General features: G+C 42.4%; 17 protein-coding genes and 1 tRNA gene. 7 read left to right on the top strand and 11 right to left on the bottom strand.

Going from position 1 to position 24214, the window contains the following annotated elements; translation table 11 throughout:
* Positions 1 to 38: 38 nt before the first annotated feature.
* Together Q0541_RS14755 and Q0541_RS14750 are read right to left on the bottom strand one after the other, a co-directional pair.
* Positions 39 to 1784, bottom strand: a complete 1746-nt coding sequence (locus tag Q0541_RS14755) for a peptide ABC transporter substrate-binding protein (protein WP_298911461.1) — start codon at positions 1782 to 1784, stop codon at positions 39 to 41.
* A 124-nt stretch (positions 1785 to 1908) separates the two neighbouring features.
* Positions 1909 to 2484 carry a nitroreductase family protein gene (locus tag Q0541_RS14750; protein ID WP_298911460.1) on the bottom strand — a complete coding sequence of 192 codons (576 nt, stop codon included), beginning with the start codon at positions 2482 to 2484 and terminating at the stop codon, positions 1909 to 1911.
* Positions 2485 to 2704: 220 nt separating this feature from the next.
* Between Q0541_RS14750 and Q0541_RS14745 the strand changes: the two genes are divergently transcribed.
* Positions 2705 to 2890 carry a hypothetical protein gene (locus Q0541_RS14745; protein WP_298911459.1) on the top strand — a complete coding sequence of 62 codons (186 nt, stop codon included), beginning with the start codon at positions 2705 to 2707 and terminating at the stop codon, positions 2888 to 2890.
* On the opposite strand, the gene Q0541_RS14740 is transcribed toward Q0541_RS14745, so the two are convergent.
* Positions 2881 to 3834, bottom strand: coding sequence for an isoaspartyl peptidase/L-asparaginase (locus Q0541_RS14740; protein WP_298911458.1), 954 nt, complete (start codon positions 3832 to 3834; stop codon positions 2881 to 2883). The two genes, Q0541_RS14745 and Q0541_RS14740, sit on opposite strands and share 10 nt — an antisense overlap.
* Positions 3834 to 4028, bottom strand: coding sequence for a DUF2256 domain-containing protein (locus Q0541_RS14735; RefSeq protein WP_273766071.1), 195 nt, complete (start codon positions 4026 to 4028; stop codon positions 3834 to 3836). Before Q0541_RS14735 ends, Q0541_RS14740 begins: the two co-directional genes overlap by 1 nt.
* A gap of 745 nt (positions 4029 to 4773) precedes the next feature.
* Between Q0541_RS14735 and Q0541_RS14730 the strand changes: the two genes are divergently transcribed.
* The 3 genes from Q0541_RS14730 to Q0541_RS14720 all read left to right on the top strand — a co-directional run bounded on the left by Q0541_RS14730 (position 4774) and on the right by Q0541_RS14720 (position 9267).
* Positions 4774 to 6054 carry a DUF4331 domain-containing protein gene (locus Q0541_RS14730; protein WP_298911457.1) on the top strand — a complete coding sequence of 427 codons (1281 nt, stop codon included), beginning with the start codon at positions 4774 to 4776 and terminating at the stop codon, positions 6052 to 6054.
* A 5-nt stretch (positions 6055 to 6059) separates the two neighbouring features.
* Positions 6060 to 7430 (top strand): tetratricopeptide repeat protein, encoded by a 1371-nt coding sequence (locus Q0541_RS14725; RefSeq protein WP_298911456.1) that lies wholly within the window; start codon positions 6060 to 6062, stop codon positions 7428 to 7430.
* Between the two features lie 337 nt (positions 7431 to 7767).
* Positions 7768 to 9267 carry a sulfite exporter TauE/SafE family protein gene (locus tag Q0541_RS14720; protein WP_298911455.1) on the top strand — a complete coding sequence of 500 codons (1500 nt, stop codon included), beginning with the start codon at positions 7768 to 7770 and terminating at the stop codon, positions 9265 to 9267.
* A gap of 357 nt (positions 9268 to 9624) precedes the next feature.
* On the opposite strand, the gene Q0541_RS14715 is transcribed toward Q0541_RS14720, so the two are convergent.
* From Q0541_RS14715 to Q0541_RS14690, 6 genes are all read right to left on the bottom strand, one after another.
* The gene (locus tag Q0541_RS14715) at positions 9625 to 12681 is read right to left on the bottom strand and encodes a hypothetical protein (protein ID WP_298911454.1); all 3057 of its coding nucleotides are present in this window, start codon (positions 12679 to 12681) and stop codon (positions 9625 to 9627) included.
* A 30-nt stretch (positions 12682 to 12711) separates the two neighbouring features.
* Complete coding sequence (locus Q0541_RS14710; RefSeq protein WP_298911453.1) at positions 12712 to 13080, bottom strand: hypothetical protein; 369 nt, start codon at positions 13078 to 13080, stop codon at positions 12712 to 12714.
* The gene (locus Q0541_RS14705) at positions 13040 to 15460 is read right to left on the bottom strand and encodes a tubulin-like doman-containing protein (protein WP_298911452.1); all 2421 of its coding nucleotides are present in this window, start codon (positions 15458 to 15460) and stop codon (positions 13040 to 13042) included. The genes Q0541_RS14710 and Q0541_RS14705 overlap by 41 nt, the downstream gene beginning before the upstream one ends.
* Before the next feature lie 20 nt (positions 15461 to 15480).
* On the bottom strand, positions 15481 to 16851 hold the full coding sequence (locus Q0541_RS14700) for a VWA domain-containing protein (protein ID WP_298911451.1): 1371 nt from the start codon (positions 16849 to 16851) through the stop codon (positions 15481 to 15483).
* A gap of 38 nt (positions 16852 to 16889) precedes the next feature.
* Positions 16890 to 17249, bottom strand: coding sequence for a VWA domain-containing protein (locus Q0541_RS14695; protein ID WP_298911450.1), 360 nt, complete (start codon positions 17247 to 17249; stop codon positions 16890 to 16892).
* A 940-nt stretch (positions 17250 to 18189) separates the two neighbouring features.
* Positions 18190 to 21111, bottom strand: a complete 2922-nt coding sequence (locus Q0541_RS14690) for a GAF domain-containing protein (RefSeq protein ID WP_298911449.1) — start codon at positions 21109 to 21111, stop codon at positions 18190 to 18192.
* A 133-nt stretch (positions 21112 to 21244) separates the two neighbouring features.
* Here Q0541_RS14690 and Q0541_RS14685 point away from each other — a divergent pair, with 133 nt between their 5' ends.
* Positions 21245 to 21619 carry a hypothetical protein gene (locus Q0541_RS14685; protein WP_298911448.1) on the top strand — a complete coding sequence of 125 codons (375 nt, stop codon included), beginning with the start codon at positions 21245 to 21247 and terminating at the stop codon, positions 21617 to 21619.
* 14 nt (positions 21620 to 21633) lie between these two features.
* Complete coding sequence (locus tag Q0541_RS14680) at positions 21634 to 22776, top strand: quinone-dependent dihydroorotate dehydrogenase (RefSeq protein WP_298911447.1); 1143 nt, start codon at positions 21634 to 21636, stop codon at positions 22774 to 22776.
* A 24-nt stretch (positions 22777 to 22800) separates the two neighbouring features.
* Here Q0541_RS14680 and Q0541_RS14675 read toward each other — a convergent pair whose 3' ends face one another.
* Positions 22801 to 23526, bottom strand: coding sequence for a hypothetical protein (locus Q0541_RS14675; protein WP_298911446.1), 726 nt, complete (start codon positions 23524 to 23526; stop codon positions 22801 to 22803).
* A gap of 398 nt (positions 23527 to 23924) precedes the next feature.
* Here Q0541_RS14675 and Q0541_RS14670 point away from each other — a divergent pair.
* Positions 23925 to 24058: transfer RNA gene (locus Q0541_RS14670), tRNA-OTHER, on the top strand.
* Positions 24059 to 24214 lie beyond the last annotated feature (156 nt).

The raw sequence follows: 24214 nt of genomic DNA, 5'->3' as shown, positions 1-24214 counted from the left end.
TTGGTAAAACACTTTCCTTGTCCACAATGCCGAGTCACTTACTGTTGTCGCCAATCCTTAATATTCCAGGTACGATCATCCCAAGGAGTCGAGTCTACACCAGTGAGTCTGTTACTGACTCCATTAACATTAGCGCGAGAAATTAGAGGAATCACAGCTTGCTCTTTAATTAACAAGTCGTTCATTTGAATAAATAACTGCCGACGTTTTTGTGGATCTAACTCTGTATTAGACTGTTGCCAAAGCTTGTCATATTCAGGGTTGCAGTAACGAGAACTATTCGATTTCGACCAATTATTTTTCTTCTGAGAAATCTCATTACAAGTCCACGCTTTCAGATAAGTACCTGGATCTGGGTTACTATTGCCACCACTAAACATTTGTAGATCAGCGTGAAAGTGAGCAAGAGTATCTGGGTTAGCAGGGTCACTAGAAAAGAAAATACTTGAATCGATACTCTTGAGTTCTACTCCCACACCAATAGAAGTTAGCGATTGTTTAATGATTTCCTGAGTTTTCTGGCGGACTGGGTTAGCAGAAGTCTGAAACAAAACCTTGAGTTCTACACCATTTTTATCTCGGATACCATTGCCATTGGTATCTTTCCATCCAGCTTCATCGAGCAAATCAGTAGCTTTTTTCAGATTAAATTCGTATTTGGTATTGGGCGAATTATAAATATCTGGTGCTACTAGGATATTTGTAACAGCACGACCAGTTTGACCATATAACTGTTGGTTAATAGTGTCACGGTCAATGGCATAATTAAAAGCTTGACGTACTTTCAGGTCTTTAAAAAAGGGATGGGGAAACTCTAAACTAGAGCGTTCACCATCTTTTGTTTGCTTATTAGGGTCAGTCTGATTAATAGCAATCCGTTCCAAAAAAGATCCGAAGCTGATATCTAATCTACCTTTTCCCGCTGCCTCCAGCTGCTTAAGAATTGGAGCTTCTACTTGGAGGTTCCAAGCAAAATCTACATCTCCAGTTTGCAATACTGCTCTAGCAGCTGAAGTTGCATCTCCACCACCTTTAAGTTCTACTCGCTTAAAGAAGGGTTTATTTGCTTTGTGGAAAAAGGAATTAGCTTCATAAACAACAATGTCACTAGGCTTGAAATCCACCACTTTGTAGGGACCAGTTCCTACAGGAAGTAGATTAGCTGGCGCTTCTCTAGCGTTGCTACCGTTGTATTTCTCGAATATATGACGAGGTATGATTGGGCCATTGGAACCAGTAAACGGCAATGACCAACCTGGGTTAGGCTCCTGGAAATTGATTTTAACGGTGTAGTCGTCAATAGCTTCGACGCTTTTGATAGCTTGATAATTAGCAGCAGTGGTCGCACCTACAGCTGGATTACTAACAAATTGGTAGGTAAACACTACATCCGCAGCCGTAAAAGGTTTACCATCAGACCATTTGACTCTTTGTTTGAGTTTCCAAGTCACTGATTTACCATCTTTGGCGACTCCACCGTTCTCTAAAGATGGGATTTCTGCTGCTAAAAAAGCAACTAGTTTACCATCTTTATCAAAGCTGGCCAGGGGTTCATAAGTAATTCGACTAGCTTCAAAGTCTTTGTTACCTTGAGCTAAATGGGGATTGAGAATAGTTGGGGCTTGCCAATAGAGAAGCCGTAAGGTATCGCCAGCAGCACTACTCGTTGCTGCTGGAGTAGAGGTAGTTGGAGATTCAGCCTTTGGGGCAGAACAAGCACTTAGCAATAAGATACTAAGCAACGACCCAGCAAAAATCTGACCCCTATTGAATTTATTATTCATAATTTTAGGGAGCTAAAATAGTAGAACTCTTGCATGAATTTATCGTAGAGACGAGAAGTTTTCCCCAAAGAAATTTTGCATCTCTACAACCTAATTAATTGCTCAACAAAGGTGAACTATTTACCTACTGTCCAGTAAAGACAAATTCCTTTAAAGGTTTGCGGACACGGGGTGAGAGTTCCCGTTCTCGTAATCCCTCAGAAAGAGTTTGCGGATCACCAAGATAGCCAACTGTGACCACAGTAGCAGCTTCATAGTCATCTGGAATTTGGTATAGTTCCCTGGCGCTGTCTGCATTGAATCTGGCTATTTGATGGGCAAATAAACCAAAAGAGGTTGCTTGAAGAATGAGGTTTTCTAGTGCTAGACCGACATCGTGAAATGCGTGTCGATTTGCTTTGCCATCCTCAGAGCGTACTTTAGCAACAGCCAAAATCAAGACGGGAGCATTTTTCGCCCACCCCTGATTAAACTCAACCAGAGTACTGAGTAAACGGTTATATTCCGTCGGGTCGTCTTTGGTAACAACGATAAAACTCCAAGGCTGATAATTGTAGGAAGAGGGGGCCCAACTAGCTGCTTCTAGCAGAGATAGAAGCTTATCCTGCTCCACGGAACGGTCAGCAAAGGCTCTAGGACTCCAACGACTACGGATGAAGTCATGAACAGGATATTGCGTTTGTGCAAGTTTCTCAGTCATGTTAATGGATTTCCTCGTTGTTACTCGTAATGAACTGCAATGCACTACTGATTGCTCATAAATAGTCTTCAACGGCTTGTAACCGTCAATAAAAGCTTTTTTTAGATAATGAAGTTTATACTACGATAAATCGATAGAAAAATAGTAGTTTTTTCTATAGAAATTAGGGTGCGTGAAATCGACGAAATAAACAAGTGCCGCAAATCCAGTGGTTTGTTACTTGAATCAAGCAGAATTAATCGATATTCTGCAACAAGAATATCAAGTCGCACTGAAAAGAGCGGCGCTAGAAGCTTTTGTTCGCGCAGCGTTCCGCAGGAAGGGGCGTTATGAAGCCCAAGAATTAGCCGCAATGGTTGACTGGCAAGAAACTTTAGCCGAAGCACTAAAACTGATTCAGCAATAGCCGATCAGTTCGTTGTCAGTCCATTCCAAAGTATCGCCAATTTTTTCGCCGTCGTGGTAGGCGGCGAGTAAGATTTCGCAGGTTTTCCCCCAAGCGATCGCTCCACTGACATCTAAGGCGATCGCTCCCAAATCCCGCTTGTTCTGGTGGGCTTCCCCAAAGGAGCGCTGCATGGCCTCCTTCAGGGACATACCATCAGTAACACGCACTACAATTCGTGGGGCTAAACACTCATCAATAATATCTTCGCCAATCCCAGTACAGCTAACACCAGCATTATTAGTAGCATAATTTCCTGCTGGCATCGCAGAATCACTTACCCTTCCAATCCGCTCAAAGCCTTTACCACCTGTAGAAGTGCCAGCAGCTAGCCTACCATAGGCATCTAAAGCTACCACGCCGATGGTACCGCGTCCAGCATTGCTGGTTTCTAAAATTTCCGGTTCTGCTACCACGTTAGCCATTGTGCTTTTAAAATTATTTTGGCGCTCTTGTATCCACTCTTGTAACCGCAAATCAGTTAAAGCGTTATAGCTGGGAAGTTGCATTTCCCGCGCCAACTCAGCCGATCCGAAATCTGATAGCACTCGGTCTGGGGAGTTTTGTAAAAATTGTGCCAACTCAATCGGATTTTTCACCCGCGAGATATTAATCACACCACTAAATCGCCCTAATGCCCCATCCATCAGCGAAGCACTCATGCGGATTTGCCCATCAGATTGCAGAACTGAACCAGTACCAGCATTAAAGCGGGGATTGTCTTCGAGTATTTGGCAACCCTGCACTACCGCCTCAGAGGCAGTAGCTCCTGACAATAGCAGAGAATAGACGAATTCTATTACTGTATGGAGCGATCGGCGCACCGCCTCCAATCCTTCTTTACCGTGGAGAGAACTACCAGCCCCCCCATGAATAATTAATTTAGGTTGCACCTGTGACTCCATTAATCCCTTGCGCTATTTGCGTCTGTGTTGCGGTTAGTTTCATTTTGAGCTTGAGAACGGCGACGACGACAACGTTCTGAGCAGTATTTCACATCGTCCCAGCAATCTTGCCACTTTTTACGCCATGTGAAAGGGCGTTGACATACCGGACAGATTTTTGTCGGTAGGTCAGATTTAGAACGAACACGTCCCATATAAATACTGTGTAGATGATAATTTGATTTCTGAGAGAGATGGAAAATAATTATAACCAGTTTGCGATGAAGGGAGGATACTTTCGGCGAACAAATGTGATGTCAATCTATCTTTTGACTTATTTTTTAGCTCCTTGTCTGGGAATACAAAACTATGGGCAGATGGTTCAACTCTTAAAGTAAGTCTGTAAATTTTTCCAGAGAGAGTTTTCGTAGCATTGTCAAAGAAAAAGAGAAGCACTGAAAACCTCTGTCAATGGCTCCTGCCTCCTACCTGATTCAATACATATAAAAAAACATTAAAAAGTCAGATTGTAAGTAGGTAGGCACGAATAAACGTAACTATGCAACGAAATGTAAACTCACTGAAATCATTGCGATTGCAACTCTTAAGACCAAGGCGTAGCTTGCTTCTCGGTAGGAGTACGTTTCACTCGCAATCACATACTTGTAAGTAATAAAAAAGTATTATGCGGACTATTAAATAACGATTGGTGGAGCAACATCGCTGAAATACGCAAATCCTATTTAGTATATATGTATTATATAAGTCTTAAAACTTTAAACTAGAAAAGTGAGCAAGTTTTGGTCTGTTAAGTGATTAGTAGGAGCCAATAAGCTGTGAGGCACTTCGGTAATAGCCGCAGTCTTTTTTGAAAGATGAATCAACTTGCTATCAACTTGCTATTTTCACGTACATATATACATACAATAGAAGATACAAAACACCTCAAGGAGGGCAATTATGAAAATAGATGCTCAGAGTATCACCTCTTTTATACCAATTGAAGGCTGGGTACGCATAAAGAAACTAGTCCAAAATATGACATTTTTTTTGAGCAAGCGATCACTATATTGGACTAGAGCTACTCGTTTTTTTCGTACCCTAGTGGGAATTGTTGCGATTTTGCTCGTAGTCCTAATCTATGCAACCCCTAAAGCTTTGGCTTCAGACCACCAGGACACAACCTTTCTTGCCACTCAGCTCACTGCTGCGGATCTCACAGATTTGTTTGTGTTTGAAAGTCCTACAGACCCCAACAATGTTGTCCTTGTAATGGATTTCGACCCTCTGATCGTTTCTGGTGAAGTGAGACCATTCGATCCAAATGTTCTTTATCAGTTCAATATTGATAACACTGGTGACAGTGTTGAAGATATCGTACTTCAATTCCAAATAAATGGCACAGGTTCAAACCAAACTGTCACAGTCAGCCGCCCAACTTCTCCAATCCAAGTAGGAACAAGGTCAACTTTGCTTCCAATAAGTAGGACAGGGCAACTCAACCAAACATTCTCCTTTAACGGCATTAACCCCACGAAGTTCTTTGTTGGCACACGGAAAGACCCGTTCTTTTTCGATTTGGAACAGTTCTTCAAAATCATCCCGGATCGAAACTATAGCCTTCAGCCTAATCCCAGTCCTCCCTTCCAAGTTCTTTCCTTTAGACCACCTGGACAAGCACAAGACACCCTAGCCCCATTCAATGTCCACTCAATTATTGTCGAGCTACCCAAGCAAGAGCTTGGTAGTGGCAAGATTGGTGTTTGGATAACAACTAGTGTTGAAACTCCTAGATTTAGAAATCAGAATTTTGCTCAGATTGAGCGGTTAGCAGTTCCAGCCCTGAATGAACTTTTTATGGACTTTCAAGCTCATAATAATAGTAATATTCAGACACCAACCCAAGACGCTAGCAATCAATCCCAATTCATTCGAGCTTTTGTGAATGCGATTGGTAGACCTCAAGGTATAGCTGATGCAGTGATCTCAGTGGCGATTCCTGATGTTATCCAAGCTGATCTTTCCAAATCTAGCGGTAGTTATTTTGGGACTCAGTTAGGCAACAATTTTGGTGGTAGAAGACCAAAAGATGACGTAATCGATGTCACAGCATCTGTTGTCTTTGGTGATGCAGTTACAGGGATTACTACAGGCAAAATTCCGGGGCTGACTAGCGATAATGTTGGGCCTAATGATGCCAACTTTCTTCCTACCTTCCCTTATTTAGGTAATCCTTTGTAAGGTTTATGCATCTACGAATACTATGGGTGTTAGCGCTAACTAGCCTACTGGTTTTACTAAGACCCTCTGATACAAAAGCGCTAAGTTTAGGCTACACCAATGGTAAGTTAGGCACATACTCCTCTGTTGTGCAACAGTTGACTGTTAATTCCAGGCAGATATTACCAGTTCAGCAGTCAGATTTAGTCTTCCCCGATTATTTACAGCGATCGCATATTATCAGCGTCTATGAGGAGAAAGTTGCCCAATCTCCCGATTCCTCAATATTTTTACGTCTGTTGGCTGATCAATATTTGAGGCGCTTTCGAGAAATGGCAGATATAGACGATGTGTTACGAGCAGAACAAGCGGCACGTAGATCCCTGGCACTACAGCCGCGTCATAATCAGGTTTCTTCCATGCTCTTAGCATCAGCTTTACTATCTCAACACCAGTTTCGGTCAGCTTTAGATGTGTTAAATAATTCATCTGTTGATAATCCCAATATTGTCTCACTGAGGGCATCGATTCAGATGGAGTTGGGCGACTATGAAGCAACTCATCAACTCTTGCAGAACCTTGCTGAGGAAGAATCGAACTCTAGTCATAACGCGGTTTTAGCCCGTTACTTAGAGTTAACTGGCAATCTAGCCTCGGCACGGCAACTGTTAACTGAGGCTATGCAGGAGATGGACTCTTTCTACACGATGAGTGCAGAAACTCGTGCTTGGTTTCATGTGCGGACTGGGGATCTTGCTTTTGCAGCCGGGGATTTTGCCCTGTCTGAGCAGCGATATCGGGAAGCTCTTGACCTCTTCCCACGGCATATAGCTGCGTTTACAGGATTAGCCCGCCTCTATGCGGCCCAGCATCGCTGGCAGGATGCTCTGAATGCAGCAAACCAGGGTACAGAACTGATGCCACAGGTGGAAACGCTGGGGTATAAGGCTGATGCTCAACTAGCTCTTCTCGACCAAAAAGGCGCAACTGAAACTGAAGATTTGATCGGGGTAGTAGCTTACCTGAGCAAAGTTAAAGGAATCTACGATCGCGCTTTGGCAGTTTACTACACCGAACACGGAATTCATTTAACAGAGGCACTAGAGATTGCTCGTAGTGAAGTAGCAGTGCGAGACGATGTATATGCAGAGGATACTTTGGCTTGGGCAGCTGCGGCTAATGGGCAATGGCAAGAAGCCCAAAGGGCAGCACAACGGGCAACTCGCTTCGGGACAGAGGATGCCTTGCTGCAATTCCATGCTGGCATGATTGCACTTCACTTAAATAACCGTGAAGAAGCAATAAAGCGACTAACTCAAGCTGTTAGCCTCAATCCTCAATTTCATCACAAGTATGCTGATCAAGCTCGTCAAGCAATTTTAGATTTGGGATTTTAGATTTTAGATTGAGTGCCAATTTTAGATTGAAGAAAAGCCGATAGCGCAGTGTAAAGCCTGCGGCATGGCAACTCTTAGAGACGCTATGCGTAGCTTTCTTCCCCGCAGGGGTACGCTTAGAGCGAGTCAGATGCTACGCACAGTCGCTAACGCTGCGTTACCCTTGCGTCTATTTAGGTTCATGCCGGACTAACGTCCCGCTACGCGCTTTCACACCTTGTCGGTGATACAAATCCAAAATTTAAAATCTTCAACCCCCATCCGTCGATCGGTGAGGTCAATCCAAAATCCAAAATCCAAAATCTAAAATCCAAAATAACGCTATAGGGAGTTCTTTATGAAAAAGCTGCTGTATTGCTTGACTTGGAGTACTGCAATTATCGGAATATGTTTTTTTTGGATGCCGAGGGCAAATGCCCATCCTTTAGGCAATTTCACCATCAATCACTACGCAGGAGTGCAGGTAGCAACCGATGGTGTGGGGATTGATTATGTTTTAGACATGGCAGAAATTCCTGCTTTTCAAGAAATTAATCAGTTAGATACCAATCACAACCGCAAAGCTGAACCTGTAGAGACGGTTCAATACCCTGACCAAAAATGTCAGGAAGTCAACTCACATCTGGAACTGTTGATCAATAAACAGCCTTTAGCATTGTCTTTGATCAAATCAACAGTCGAATTTCCTCCAGGTGTCGGAGGATTATCTACACTGCGGCTGAGTTGTAATTTTCATAGGACAACGGAGTTAGTCGGTACGAATCAGTTAATATTTGAAGATCAGTTTTATCCACAGCGCTTGGGCTGGCGTGAGATTACTGTGGTTGCAAATGGCGTTCCTATTCAAGGTGATTTCACTTCTAGCAGTATCACCAATCGTTTGAGAGATTACCCCACGGACTTACTCAGCAGTCCTCTCGACCAACGTCGGATTGAGTTTAGACTCGATCCGTCTGTGACATCTAGTCAACAAGCGCCTCCACCGGGAGTTAAATCATCCAGCCGCTTAGATAATGCTTTGACAGGAAGAAGCAACGATGTCTTTACTAGCCTGATTACCCAGGAAAATCATAATTTCTTGACTATTCTAATAGCTCTAGCGATCGCCTTTTTATGGGGTGGCTTACACGCTCTGTCCCCTGGTCATGGGAAAACGATAGTTGGTGCTTATTTGGTGGGTTCCCGTAGTAATGCCCAACATGCCCTATTTTTGGGGCTGATTGTAACGATTACCCATACAGCTGGCATATTTGCTCTAGGGCTGGTCACTCTTGGCACATCCCAGTTTATATTGACAGAGCAATTGTACCCTTGGTTAAGCGTCCTCTCTGGGGTACTGGTAACTGTAATTGGTCTGAATTTGTTTATCAGTCGATTGCAAACGACTCAGGTTTCTCATTCACATGACCATGTACATAGTCATCAACACAGCCACGACTTGCATGATCACCATCACCATGACCACAACCATGTAGACCATGAGCATTCCCATCTACCGCCTGACGGTGATCTAAGTTCCATGAAGTGGTCTAGCCTCATAGCGCTGGGAATATCGGGCGGCTTGTTACCTTGTCCTTCAGCCTTAGTAGTGTTGCTGAGTGCGATCGCGCTGGGACGAATTGGCTTTGGATTAGCGCTGGTATCTGCCTTTAGCTTAGGTCTAGCAGCAGTATTAACTGGAATCGGGTTAATGCTGGTCTACGCCAAGGATCGGTTTGAGCATTTACCATTCCAGATACCCAGGATAAAAATGTTACCAGTTGCAAGCGCCTTATGCATCACCTTAATTGGCTTAGGCATTACTTCACAGGCTTTACTCGCTCATCCCTGGAAATAGATGAAAGTGCAGAATACATTTGCACTCAGTTTTGTCAAATAACCCTGAACAACTAGATGTCAGAAAATCTTATTTCGAGGAAAATATGAAACGATTTATCTTCATCTCTTTAATAACTGCTTTGTGCATAATCGGCTACTTTGAAATTAGCTTGTCACAGGCTGAAAAACTTTTTTGGCTCAATTTGAGTCTTTGAAATCCTGCTCACAAAATAATTTTGCACTTCGCACTCAGAATTTTTGCTGATTAGTACATTTGTCGGGGCGTCCCGCAGGGATGGGATATTTTTTTAATTTAAGTTCTGCAAAATGGATGCTTTGCATTTCTCGCCAGACCATAAAGAGGACGATTTAATGCCTAATTCAGAGGGTTATACTCTGAAATTAGATGATCTAAAAGCTTACCTTCGTAATGATTTAAATATGAAGCTGATGTTCCTAATTCCTGTAACTTATGGTAAATAAAATCACGTTCAAATGTTTCGATACGTTTTTCTAAGTCTCCATAGAGTTCCTGAAAGGTGAACTCAGTTGCTAAAGCTAAGGTAATTTGTTCTCGGTCTTTACCAAGTGACCGACCGTTGAATTGATAATCACCTTGAGAATGCTGGGATAGTAGCCCAAGAGCGATCGCTAAAAGCAAGGTTTGATAAGCTAGTTTTAATTCCCTACCAGAACCAATTTCCTCTGGGATTAAATCAGGAATATTCTTGTCTGGCTCGATTTGTTCGCTCTGAGTCCGTTCATAGCAGTCTCGATAAAACTCAATTTGACTGAGAAAATAAGCCGGAAAGCCCAACGAACGGGTCAAAACACACAACCGCCGCTCATCTTCAGTTACCAAGGCGGTTAAAGTGCGACTAAATCGACTGTAAAACGCAAATATTTGTTCCTTATCTTTTGCTCCCACCCAGAGGGTAATCTCTCGTTGAGAAGTTGGGTTTAAGTTAGTGTCAATATCCTGAATTCGCAGTAACAAGTTAGCGTTATTATAAAGTTGATTCAAACGCAAATTTGCAGTGTTTTCAGCAATTAAATCTGATTGATTTAATACTTCCCCAATAGATAAATTGCTCAATTGCTCGAACTGCTGGCGAGCAAAAGAGATAAGTTGGTTATTGAATGCTTCAGCAGGAATTTTCCACGACTGAGAGCGGCTAATTTGTTCTTTAGTAAATGTCTCAGTTGTTAGTGTGGTAAGGAAACTTTGATAATAAGCATCAATATCCGCATCGGTAAGAACAGTGAGTCTAATTTCCGATAACTTTGTCGTAGCTTGATCGCGTTGAGCAACCAAATTATTGTATATCTCAGACAAGTCAGTAAGACTTTGCCGTAAAGTCTCAGCCCTTTGTTTAGCTGTTTTAATCAGATAATTCAATGCCTCGACGCGGAGATTTTGGGCGTATAAATCATACTCCAACTTTAATTGTTCATTATAGTTGCGACGTAATTCTACGATTGTTGCTTTAACAGTGCTTTCTAGTCGTTTAATTTGTTTCTGAGCCTTTTGAATGCGATCGCGAATATTAGTGCTGTATTTAAGCCAAACTATACCTAAATAAGTCAAAATTGTTACCGCCGTCCAAAGCAGATAAGTAACTAAGTTAGCCCAAAAATTTTGCAATAACAGCCATAGTGCTGATTGACTGAAAAGTCCCGTCAGAATCAGCAAGCCTAATAAAGCAGTAGCAAAAAAAATAGGATAAATGACTAGATACTGAGAGCGAAATTTGTTTTCTTCTGCTAGCAGTTCACTTAGTTGATCTGTGGCTGTTTCAAGTTGATTTTCAGTGAGAGTTAGGTGATTTTGAGATGAAACGATCGCCGCTGCGGCTTGTTCACGAGCGTGAGCGATCGCCATAAAACGCATTTGTCGAGCTTGTTCAATTTCTGCATTTAACGCTTGGCGATACTCAGCAATTACCGTTTCTAGCTGTTTCTGAGTTGTCTGTAGCTCTTGCAGTTGTTCTTCAGACTTTCTTTCAGCTAAAATATCTTGTAATTGTTGCTGCCGCAATTTTAAGGACACAACTTGGTTGAGCAGCTTTTGAGTGATTTCTTGATTAATTGTTACCTGCAATCTTGAGTCGAGAAATGCTTCAGCCGCACGCAGTTCTGTAACCAGATTTTGGGATTGATCGCCAATCGCATCCGTTTGCAGTTCCAAATACAAAAAGGTCAATATGTTTAATAGCCTAGCTCCTTCATGCAAGCCTCTAGGTGTAGCATCAGCATAGCGATTAATCGTGCGGTCTAAGAAAGCGGTTAGTGTTGCCTGTAATTGTTTACAACAATTTTCCAGTGTGCGTTTATAGGAAAGTAGCTCTTTATTTTCAAATTGCCGATAAGCACGCTGCAATTCCATCCCATATTCTTGAGCCTGGCCAGCACGCATCTCAAGGCGCGGATTAAAATCTTGCCAAACTGGTTTGCCATTGTCTCGTTCTAATCCGAGAAAAGCATTGCTGAAATCTTCGCTGAGGATAAATCCTTTGGCATCTAACAGGCATTTGCGAATTGCCTCTGGAGTGAATTCTGCCTTTGGTAAAAACTGCTCGATCACAATATCGGCAGCTAAGGCAGCACTCAAACGATTAATAGTTATTTCTCCTGGAAAAAATAGTTCTCCATAGCCAAATGCACTATAGGCGGGTATTTTCCCCCGGACTTTTTGTGTGCCAATTAATAAGCCGTTAGTTTCCGGTTCCACGGTGAGAAAACCTGCCAAAGCATCAGCATAGCTAGGTAAATTATCCCTCATTCCCCCAATTTGCTCGTCCATCAGCCAGCAGTTATCAAAAGGCGGTACTTTTTGAGCGCCTGCAATCACAACTCCAGTGGTCATTTTGTAATCTAACTCTTTCAGGAGCGTGTAAGCAGCGCCGTAATCAGCAGTTGTGGCTTGGGTAAATAACCCTGGCAGTAGCAATAAAGCTTCTAAGCTGTAAGGAATATCTGTAAAGTACTTGGAAAATAGCCAACGAATCAAGCGTACTATATCAAAAACTACTGCCCTAGCAAATTGATTAGTGACTGATAGCATGATATATATTCGATGGGTGCTGCTGATTTCCACTCCTTGGCGTTTAGCAGCGATCGCTTCTTTTGATTGACTAGCCGTTTTCAATAATTCAATCAGTGCAGTTTGGATCTCGCCAGTCGCTTCGCTGAACTGGGTACGGATTTTGGAGACATAAGCTTGCTTACTATGAGTTTGAGCCAGATCAAAACTCATGTCAGCAAACTGATCTAACTCGCTACTAAAGCTAAAAGTTTGACCGTCCCAAGTTAAGGTATAAGTTTGAATTAAACAGGTTTGGGTAGCTGGAAATTCTTGCAGTTGCCGTTTCATGGCTGCACAAAAAGCGGCACTGTGAGGATCGAGTGCAAGTAAAATAGTTGGTTTTGGCATGGCGACACTCTCAGAGTGCAAACTATGGGGCTAAATAATCACATCTAAATCTTCCAGGTAGGCTTCAATTTCCTGGATTTCCATTTCTACCTGTTCTTGAATTTGGGAATCAACCTTACCTCCTTTTAAAACCTGATTGAGGTGATTGATGTAGTTTTGTAAAGTAAATTTGGCTTTGTCTTGGTCTTCGTGGGTAATAAGCTCAACTTTGTTTGCAATTTCCTTGACTAAAGGCAAGTTACTTTTAAAAGCTTTAAATGCTGACTTGCGATCGCCTCCCAAAGGCAAAACTCCGCCCTCTAATCTTTTCGCTTGTTCTGTAGAAACAAAATATTTCTTACTGTGATTGACAATCAATTTATATCGTTCGGGTGCTAGCGCTAACGCAAACCAACGCAACGCCCCACCGTCGTCTTCTGGAGGATATTAAATTGGCTAAGTTTGTCCAATTGCGATGCAGGTGCTTGAAGACTTTATTCGGATCTAGGTAAGCTAGCTCCATATCCCTCATTCCGTTGAAGGCAAATAAGGGGACACCGACTTCCACTCGAAACAGCATCACCTTATGGGGTTCGCCTGTCGGTACGAAAGAAGGATTATTATTTCCTTTAGGCAAGCGACTAGAAAGAGGCGGATTGCTAAAAACTGTGTTGTTACTTTCTACTCCGTAGTAATAAAATTCTGTGATTAGGTGCTGCTGTTGAATGGGAATTTCCGATTCTTCATACTGCCAGAGAGGAACTGCAAGTTTGCCAAGTTGTTGCAAATCTTGCCCCGCATCTTCTGGATTGCTATCTGCCAAAACCTGCTCAACAGTCATACTGGTGAGGGGATAGTAAGTTTCATCTATAAATTTCAGAATTTCGTTTTTGACATCTTCAGCTTTTTTATCAGACCAATTCGTTAAAGTTTGAGACTGTTCTCGATACCAACGGATAAAATCTTCGCCAGTAATCTTGGGGCGTTTCGATTGCAGATTGATGCGCTGAATGGTGTGAATAAAAGGATTATCATTAGTGCCTTGACGGCTGACCTCGTGATAACTCTGTTCAAAATCTCGATAAACTTTATCTAAGTTGCTGTGTAGACGCTGGCACTTTTCCTGAATTTCTTCCAGCCTAGCCCGCAGCACACCATAGAATTCAGCCGCTTTATCACACCGCTTCCAATGTAAATAAGTCTTCCACTTTTGGTCAGCCCGTTCTTTGTATTTTTGGCAAGCTGCTTGAATAGTATTTTTATTTGGGAACCAAGTTTCTGCGGCTTCTTTAATCTTTTCTTCTTGTGGTTCTAATTTCAAAGTATTGAAACTGGTTTTCGCTTCTTGCGACTTGTGCTGCACGCTCTGCTGTAATTCATCCAGTTTTTGGGAAAGTTTGCTTAAAAATTGCAAGGCATAAGCTAGTCCATTGGGACGGTTGAGACTCCGCTCCCACCAAGTTGCGATCGCAGCAGTTGTAGTCTGTTGTAAGCGATGAAAACTCAATCCTAATTCTTGAGCCGTCCGTTGTTCAAATTGATCTAACTGCCGTTTGTAGAGTTCTTTAATCGTCGCCAAAGCTGTGCGATCGTGACGGATTTCGCCAATTCGGAATTCGGGTTTCATTTGTCCGCCGCGATCGCTTTCAGTCAACGCATTCAGGACAGTAGTAGCGTCTGCTAACTTGCAATCTTCTAAAAACCGGGCGATGTCACTTTCTAAATCGATTGTTGGGGTAGATGCGATTAACTCATTTTTCAGTAAGCTTTGAGCATCCTCTAATTTCATCCGCTCGTATTGCTGTACTGGCAGAGTCAAAGTAGCAAAGCCAAAACTACAGTAATTTATATTGCGTCCTCGAACTTTTTCACCAGTTGCCAGATAAGCGCGAATGTTATCAGCAACGTTAGCAGCGTCTAGACCGATTTGAGAACCAATTTGGATGTACAAGCCATCTGCAACTAAATTTTGCAAATCGTCTGGACGACCGACTACAGTTCCATTTTTGTTAACCCCATCAATTAAAAATACAGCATCAAAGGGAGGGCGATCGGCTTTGATTTTTGCGACACCATAATCAATCTCAATGCTATTAGACGGTGACAATCCCCAAAAGTGTTCGATTTCCTTGAGAGCGCCATAGGCATTAGACTTCACTAAGTGAGTTTGGGGAATATTGGCAAACACTCTGGGTAAAACAAATACCCCCGTAATATTAGAAAAATTATTCAGATGTTCTCGTGTTAAAAATGCCACATCTAAGAATGTGCCACTGCCCGTCCCACCAGCCAAACTGCCAACAATAAAAACTTCCACGCCATCCCGACTGGAAACTTGAAAGTTATCTGAAAATGCTTGTTTACTGGTGCGAATTTCGCGGACAGCATTGATTGCTTGAGCAATTAAACCTTTAATATCGCCGACTCTAGCAAATAAGGCGAGCCGTCCTCGGGCCCGAATCTGTCCGGCACCACTGATCAGGCTGGCTGCTGAAATGTCCCTAGGCCACCATTCAGCGATGTGGTCGTTACGTGTTAGCGGTAGTGGATTTGCAACAGAGATTGCATAAAGTTCATTAGGTTCTAAGAAAACCTTAGTGCCATCGGGTGATTTTTCTCGTTCTTGGATGTTTTCGGTAGTATCAATCGAAATAAAACGAATAACTTCTGGTACTGAGCCGTAAACATCTATGAATCGCTTTTTAAGTTTGAGTACGACTTCATAACCCGTTCCTCCTAACCCGATAACAACGGTAGGACGAAAAACAACCGTGGGACGCACAACCGTGGGACTTAACATTCACTTTCCTGTGATATTATTCAAAAGTTTGTCTGCCCACTGCTTGACTCAGAGGGTCTTTGGTGTTCAATCCAGTTAAATTGCAGCTTAACGTTGTCAATTTCGATGATGTCCTCGTTGTAAAGTTCATCTGTATTTATCTTTTTAGTATTGACAAAAATTACACCTTTCAAACACCGCAAATCTATATTCTTTTTGCCTGCCCGCCAAACTGTGACTAACTCGGCATCAGAATTTGTCCCAACAATGACTGGTATCAAATCACTCAAGCATACTCTCCCCTTCTGGAGGTGAGTGAGACTAATCTCTTCATCTTGGGATGATTGTGGCAGTGGTTCTAGCACTACCAATGCTCCTTCTAAGCGGTTGCGGGTGCGAAAATCTTCGGCTAATTCCAAGGGGGTTTTGCGTTGAATCAAACAAACTACTATCAGGGTAATTAACAACACCAGTAGCCCTAAGAGCAACCAAATGACTATTTTTCGTCCCAATGGCATCAAAATATGCAGATGAGCTTCCGTAGTGACTGGACTAGCAATTGAGTTATCTGGGGTCAGAACTAAGGTGAAGTTGCGATTGCCTGCAAAACTGCTATCAGTAACCTGCAACTGCACAGGAATTTTAGTTTCTCCTGGTTGTAAGGATATGCCCGCTGAAGGTTCTGCTATAGAAACGTCTTTGGAATTGCCTTGGAGTTGTAAGCTGGCTGTTCCAGATATATTGGTGCGAACTACCAAATTTTGGATTTCAGTAGTTTTGCCTACCTCTGTTGAGCCAAAATCTATCCTTGTAGGTTGTATTTGTAGTTTCGACTGAATGGTTACAGGTAGGTCAATTGTAATCGGTGCGATCGCTTGGTCTGCGATCGCCAACACCAAGCGCAAGCTACTAGCACCCCCCTTTGCCTCTGCTGGTATCTGTAAACGTACAGGAATAACTGTTGCTTGATTCGCAACTAAGTTAATGGTGTGATCGGGTGGAATTAAGCGAATACCACTTTGCTGAGGGTCTTCCAGTTGCAAACTTACCTTAGCATTGACATTACTGATGCCATTAATATTGAGCGGTTCACTAGTCGTTCCAGGTAATGCTGGCTGCAAATTGGCAGTGGGTAAATTGACATCAAGCTTAGGTGTAATCAGCACTGGTCGGATATTTTGAGCCAGCTTGTTGAGTTGAACTCCTCCCGGATCTCGCAATACCTGTCCCTTTCCGCAAAGCGCTGGATTACTAGCAAAATCATTTAGCTGCTTTTCGTGTTCTTTTAATCCTAAAGACACAAAAAATATATAGGGTTTGCATTGTTGCTCACGCAAAAATTGGGTATTACTAGGAATGAGAACAGGATTAGGAATACCACGCACATCTTCTAATCCATCTGTCAGAAACACTATGCTGACAGTCCGACCAAGAGCATCAGCACGTTTGTTTAACAGGGCGGATGCAGCGCTTTTTGCACAGCCTTACCTGTATGAGTCCGCACACCCTCAGCCTGAAGTGAGCTAATTATTTGCTTGAGTTTACCTCTGTCTGGATTACTGGTAATCTTGATATCATCTGCATTTAAAGTTACATCTTTGTCAAAAGTATAGATAGTAACGGTATCACCTAATCTGGCAGTGTTAACAAATTCAGTAACAGAATTCTTTACTGGCTCAAAAATATTCTTTGTTCCACCTACACCACGCATGGAAGCGGAAGTATCTACTACTAAAATCCAGTCAATTCCGCCTTTAGGAGTAGTCTGAGCAGATGCACCACACAAGTTATAAATTGATACTATAGCCAAAACAATAATGCTTTGGATTGAACTAAATCTTAACCAATACTTGAAGTATCTAAAACTCATTGATAGATTTCTCCAGGTAGATAAATTTTATATTGGTCTTTCTCAAAGCAATAGATGAATGGTTTAGATTTCATGTTCTGCTTGCCAATATATTTTGACCTTTTTACCAAGTTTTTCTACTAAAACTTCAATCTCCTGCACAACAATCCTTAAGAGATTACTGTCTTTATTTTCCCAACGGTTCACTGTTGGTAAAGCAACGCTAAGGATAAATTGCTAATTCTTCTTGTGTAAATCCCATTAATAGCCCAATTTTATAGACAATTTTGCTGATTTTGGGCTGGTTAATTATTTTTTATAAATTAAAATATGAATTTATATTACATTCAAAATTAATAATCCTGATCAGTGTTTTATCAAGTTATATGTTAACTAGTTTAAAAAAAAATGTCACGTTTTTTGTGGATATTCAAGTTATTAAAAACTCAAAGCTGACCTCTTGGTGAAGTCAGTAAATATATACAAATAAATTGAGATAATTGCTAAGATAATTTTATATTTCCGTTTAATTAGCCTTGACAGTGACAAAGCTAAATTGTTAATGGTTGTAGTTAACAAGTTAATCCGCTTAGGTTAAGGCTTAACTCTTTGTCAAAGTCAATTTTTTTAATGTAGACGCAAAGCGGTGAAGCAGCGCAGTCTTCTCCTAAAGGGAGACGCCAAAGCGTAAAGCCTGCGGCATGGCAACTTTTAGAGAGGCTCTTGCGTTTGCTTAGAGCGGGGTACGAGCGTCACTCGGAGGGCTTGCCACAGGCTACCGCCAACTCTTGGAGACACTACGTGTAGCTTGGCAGCGTCTCGTAGAGAAGGATGTAAAGGAAGAGAAGGAAGAAATGCTTAACTCAAGCTCATTTTCAGACACTTGTTTTGAAAAATGCTACTAAGAATCATCACCAACTAACGGCAACAGCAAGCGGCTAACTACTCGATTATCTGGTAATTGATAGAAATTCAACTGTCCTCCTAACTTCTGCATGAAATTTTGACATATTAGCAGATGTAAACCTGGTGGTTGGTCAAGGTTAGAGGCAGCAAGCACATCTTTGGGTGTATTATTATGTAGCTCTGTTAGTAGCTCTGGTTCGATCGCACCGTTATATGTAATCGACAGTTCTAGAGATGTCTGATGTTCAGCCTCTGTAGTTGCAGAAGAATAATTTGGATCTACGGTTTTAGATGCATCTAAACGGCGACACCAAATGTCAATTCTGCCGCCGATTTGAGAACGGTTACAGGCAGTAACCAATAATTCATGGATAACTAATTCAATTTTGACAATATCACCAGCGATCGCCATTGAAGATTGAGTGTTTGAGGTAGGAACGCCTTTAGTTAATGAAGAGTTCTTTGGCGATTGCTCCTCAATCTGTTGTCCCAAACCATGTACACCAATCCACAGCTTTTGTTGTTTGACAAAATTTTCGATGCGTTCGAGCGATCGCTTCATTAAACTGGCTATGGGTATAGTTTCCCAACTTATGTTTAGTTGCCAGTGCTCAAGTTTTAGCATTCCACTCATGGAGGTGGTTGTGTGGTCTAACTGCCGCAGCAATAGCTGGTAGCGCATCTGAGTAAGTTCATTAGCAGGAATGCCCAAATCATGTATTTGTCTAAGGGAGTGCGCTGTTATTCTTTGGATTTCCTCTGAGCGACGATGTTTGTACCAGTTGAGTTGTCGTAATTCCTCTGTTGTGGATTCTAGAAGTTGGGTAATTTGCTTTTCACGACGCCACCAGGCTAATTGAGAAATCAGAGTTACTGTCGCACTGAGGTTTTGCTCTGACCAGCGACACTCTTGATAGTCTGCCAACAAGACTACACCTGTGGTTTCATAATCAGCATTGGTACGTAATGCCATCACCAAAATTTGACCTTTGTCTGGAGCATTCAACCATTTTCGAGTTTCTGGGGGTAAATCATCTACCTTCAAAATCAGGTAACTCTCCGTAGCAAGGGCCCACTGAATTAAGGCTTCACCCTGGATAGGAATAGATGCTTCAGAAAAAATCCCAAATTTACTATTCTCAATCACTCCAGGGATAATTTTTGCCCAACTTTCACCAGGTGACCAGGATAACAGTACCGCTAGGGGACAGCCCAAAATTGATGCTATTTGTTCGAGTGCTGTCCGTTCTAAATGCTTTTTTTTGACCTCGATTTTGCTGTTTTGGGATTGTGTCAGGATGTGTAGGCATTGCTCAAATGCCTGGGAAGTTTTTTGCTGCTGGGTGGTGCGGTTGTGTAATTGCCACTGACGAAGAATGACACCAATCTGTTGACTGACGGCCCACAGTAATTCCTTTTCCAGAGTTGTCCAATAACGATGGGTTTCGTGAGTAATGACCAAAAGCGCTGCTGGTATATGCTCGTGAGTGCATTTACAAACAAGTAGCGATCGCACACCATTTTCTAATAAAGGGGGACGCCAGTTAAAAAAGCGTAAATCTTCATCTAAGTTCTCAATTTCCACCGCTTGAGTTGAACGTTGCAAAAGCTGCCCATCTAATTCTTTGAGAGGATGAAGCGTAAATGTCAATGCTCGGCGATTATAGGGCTGACTTTGGTAAATAAATTGATAATTATTCTGCTCAGGGTCATGCTGCAACAATAAAAAGCGGGTGGCTGCTAATCGAGCTAAAACTCTCTTAGCACAACTGTGTAAACTTTCCTGAAGGTCATGTTCGCTATAGATACCTTGGGCAACTTGGCTAGTCAGTTGAGCATCCTCTTGAATCTGTTTAACGGTGCTTTCCATGCTTTCAGCGGGTGCAACCAAGGAGATTAAACCAGCAACACCTTGGACGAAATTTTTGTCTGTCTCCGTCCAGATTTGAGGTTCATTGCTTTCCACCGCCAGAAAACCGAGCAAGTTCTTTTGCCAAATTATCGGAGCTGCCAAGAGCGATCGCACCTTCAAGCGTTGCAGCAATTTTGCCGTAAAATGGCTTTTCAAGGAACTACGGGCATCACCAATCGAGACAATTTGGTTAACTGCCAAAGCATAATAAAAGTCGCTCAACTCCTGTACAGTAATTCCTGCTGCTTGCTGATTGCTGGAATTGCGATCGATTTTGACCAACTGATTGCTCATCCGACACCAAAAGTAGCGCCCTTCCCGCTCAAACCAGTAAACATTTGTCCGACTGGGAGAGACAAATTTATGAGTTGCTTGCACCGCTGCTTCAAGTTTTTGATTAAGGTTAGTCAGGGTGCGTAAATTTTCCAGCAATTCTAATAATGGCTCGTCGGTTCTCTTGGTTTGCTTGTGCTGCAAATCCATCTCATTTTGATAAAGCACTGCCCCCAATTCACCTAACACCATCATCAAACGTGCTTTTGCTTCCCCTGTGAGTAGGTAGCCCCAGCGTTCTGAACCCAGTAACAGCAAACCCAAGCAGCGGTCTTTATGGCGAATTGGTAAAATAATGGTTCCCTGGATGTGGAATTTTTCTGCAATTTTTCGCCAATCTGCGGCGCGGATTTCAGTTTGCAAATCGGCTATGCCCAAAGGATGCTGTTCAATCACCACCTGCTCTAATAAATCCCCAGGACTGAGAACAACCCTTTGTCGTAAAAAGCTCGTGTCACGATCAGGTGTGATGCCTCCTTTGCCAAATAATATGTGATTCAGGCGATCGTAAAGAGCAATCCAAATCAGTCTGTAGTCAAACTGTTCCTTAAGATAAGAAATAGTAGTTTCAATCAGAACGTCAACATCTTCTTCTTCCCTAAGGCTCTGGAGGACGCGTCCCAAGGAGAGGATTTGCTGTTCGGCGGCTATAGGTTTTTGCGGCTGCCCCATCTGATTTATTGGTTTACATAACTTGTAATATATAAGATGCCCATAAAAGCATCCTGAGTAATATTGCCACGGGTGTTTACTGAAAGTTCTAAGTAACGGGTTGGTTGAAGTTAGATTATGGAGTGCTAGGGAAATGGGCAAAACTTCATCTGATGATCGAGAGGAGCAGAGACAAGTCTCAGAGGAAAAGCGAGAGTCTGCTGAAGATAGCAGGCTCTCACAAGAGGACGAGCGAGAGTCTGCTGAAGATGTCAGGCTCTCACAAGAAGAAAGCCGACAGCTTGCTGAAGAAATAAGAAATTCTGCTGAAGAAAACCGACAGCTTGCTGAAGAAATGAGAAATTCTGCCGAAGAAATACGGCAGATTGCTGAAGAAGTACGACAAACTAAAGAAGAACTCCGACAAGCTAAAGAGGAAGCACGCCAAGCTAAAGAAGAACTCCGACAAGCTAAAGAGAAACTCCGACAAGCTAAAAAGGAAGCGCGGCAGTCTACCGAATTCGGGTAGTATTAAGGATTGAAATGGATATTTATCAACTTGCGATTCGTCCGCTTTTGTTCAACCTGGTAAAAACTGATTCAGAGTGGTTACACCAACAGACGATTCGCAGTTTTAATTGGCTATCCCAAACAGGCATTCGCCCTCCTGCTAGTTGGATAAACCAACGCTTAAAGCACTCCTTATGTCTGTACGATTCACGCTTAGAACAAAATTTGTTTGGGCTAAACTTTCCAAATCCTCTAGGATTAGCAGCTGGCTTTGACAAGGATGGAGTCGCTGCTAGTATTTGGTCTAACCTGGGTTTTGGCTTTGCGGAACTAGGAACTGTAACTTTTCACGCACAGCCAGGAAATCCGCGTCCCCGTTTATTTCGCTTGCCGTTGGACAAAGCTGCTCTCAATCGCATGGGCTTTAATAATCGTGGTGCAGCAGCAATGGCGGCACGTTTGGGACAGGAAAAGCAGGATAACGTCGAGTTAATACCCATAGGGATCAATTTGGGTAAATCTAAGGTAACTCCCCTGGAAGCCGCCGCACAGGATTATCTCGATAGTTTTCGCTTACTCAAGGATTTGGGAGACTATTTTGTTGTTAATGTTTCTTCCCCGAATACACCAGGCTTGCGATCGCTCCAAGATGCTTCTATGCTCAGTACCATCTTGGAATTATTACAACAAGAAAATACTGCACAAAAGCCAATTTTTGTCAAGATAGCGCCAGATTTGGATTGGGTTGCGATCGCTGACATTATTTCTTTGGCTAAAACCTACCAACTGGCGGGAATTATCGCCACCAACACCACCATCCGCCGTGATGGACTGAAAACCCAAATAATTGACCAAACTGGCAAATCACCCCAGTCAGAAGCTGGCGGAATTAGCGGTGAACCATTGCGCGATCGCTCCACTGAGGTAATTCGTTTTATTTGGCAGCAAACCCAAGGACAAATCCCAATTATTGGCGTTGGTGGCATTTTTTCCCCGGAAGATGCTTGGGAAAAAATTACTGCTGGTGCTAGCTTGATCCAGGTTTATACAGGCTGGATTTACGAAGGCCCATTGATGGTACGTCGGATTCTTTTAGGTTTGCTTGTCCTATTAGAACAAAGCGGATTAAATTCCATCAACGAAGCTGTGGGTTTAGAATTCAAAAATCAAAAGTAATTAATATTTTTAAATTTTGAATTGTTATCCTTCTTCCTCCAGTGGGAAAAACTCCTTAGTTTTTTCCGAGTATGACCAGGCAATACCATCAGGGTCTTTGCTGCGACTCCACTCAGGAAACTCTGGATCATTTCGCCGTTTATAAACCGTGCTGGAATAGACATTTAGCCGTTTGGCAAGTTCAGATTGGATCAGAGAGCCAAAAACTAACTGTTTTTCTAGCGATCGTTTAGCTGATTCATGGGTTGGCTGTGGGAGTGATTCTGTTTCTAGTTCTTCCTCCTGTGGGGTTGGTGGTGGTGCTAGGAGCGATCGCGCAGTTTTAGTAACTGGTTGAGCAGGAAGTTCTTTAATAGGCTCACTACTATCAAGAATATTCCCGAGAATGCTGGCAGTTATAAAGTAATAAGACTGCCCCGCTTCTTCAGAGTTGAGTATACTCGCACCAAATTCCGAGGCTTTACTATCCAAGTAGCGTTTTGCCGTTGTTCCAGGAAAATTGCCCTTGATTGCCAAGTCCATTGGCGTAAGTCTGCCCTGATTTTCGCGAACCAATTGATGAAAAATTGGGTTAACTCGCACAGTCCACTGTTGCCATTGATATTCCTGCCAAAGCTTGAAGCCAATTACCAGGAAAATTACCGCCAGTAAAATTCTCCAAGTAGCAACCAGGAAAACAATCAAAAACGAGATGGGCAAAAGTAGAACGAGAAAAGCCTTGCCGTTATCTTCTATGGGTTTTTCACTCATGCCGATTTTTGCCAAGTGAATTTTGGGAAATAATATTATTATCTTGGCAAAAATTGGGACACTTTTTTGTATATTTTGGCCAAGTTGTGGCAAATATGCCGGCAAAACCTTTATTTAGTGGGTGTTATAACCTTCTGAATCTGCAATTTATTTAATATTGGTCTGCGATCGGGCAAAAGTTTTTTCCAGAGAAAATAAGAAAGTTTTGACGAGAGCGATCGCAATCCAGTGTGGATAATATTCCCCCGAAATTCTGAGTAGCAGCTCGCTTGTGCCGCTCAGACCTCTGTTTCCAAAGCAATAATTCTAAATTAGCTTTCTAGCCCCTTGACAACAAATAATACATATACTACATTAATAATACAAGTCAACTTTCATTAGGGAGTTAGCTTTCACCAGTAGCGGATAGCTCAAATGACAGAGCGCCCACCTTGCCTGAAAAGGCCGACATATCGAGGGTTATCGCATATAACTAAAACACCCTTGATCAAACTTCTGGAGGTGCAGGTAAAAATCCTGTTCCGCTACACCAAACTAATTTTAGATAATGGAATTGAATCTAAAATCTAAAATTTAAAATCTAAAATTTTTCATGTGGTGGGTAGCTCAGTGGTTAGAGCGCCTAAACCTTATTCACCCCTTGACTGAAAAGGACGACGAATTCAGGTTTAGCGCTATGCACCCGGGA

The sequence above is a fragment of the uncultured Nostoc sp. genome (assembly GCF_937863485.1).
Taxonomy (GTDB): domain Bacteria; phylum Cyanobacteriota; class Cyanobacteriia; order Cyanobacteriales; family Nostocaceae; genus Nostoc.
This window is presented reverse-complemented; position numbering and strand designations above follow the sequence as displayed.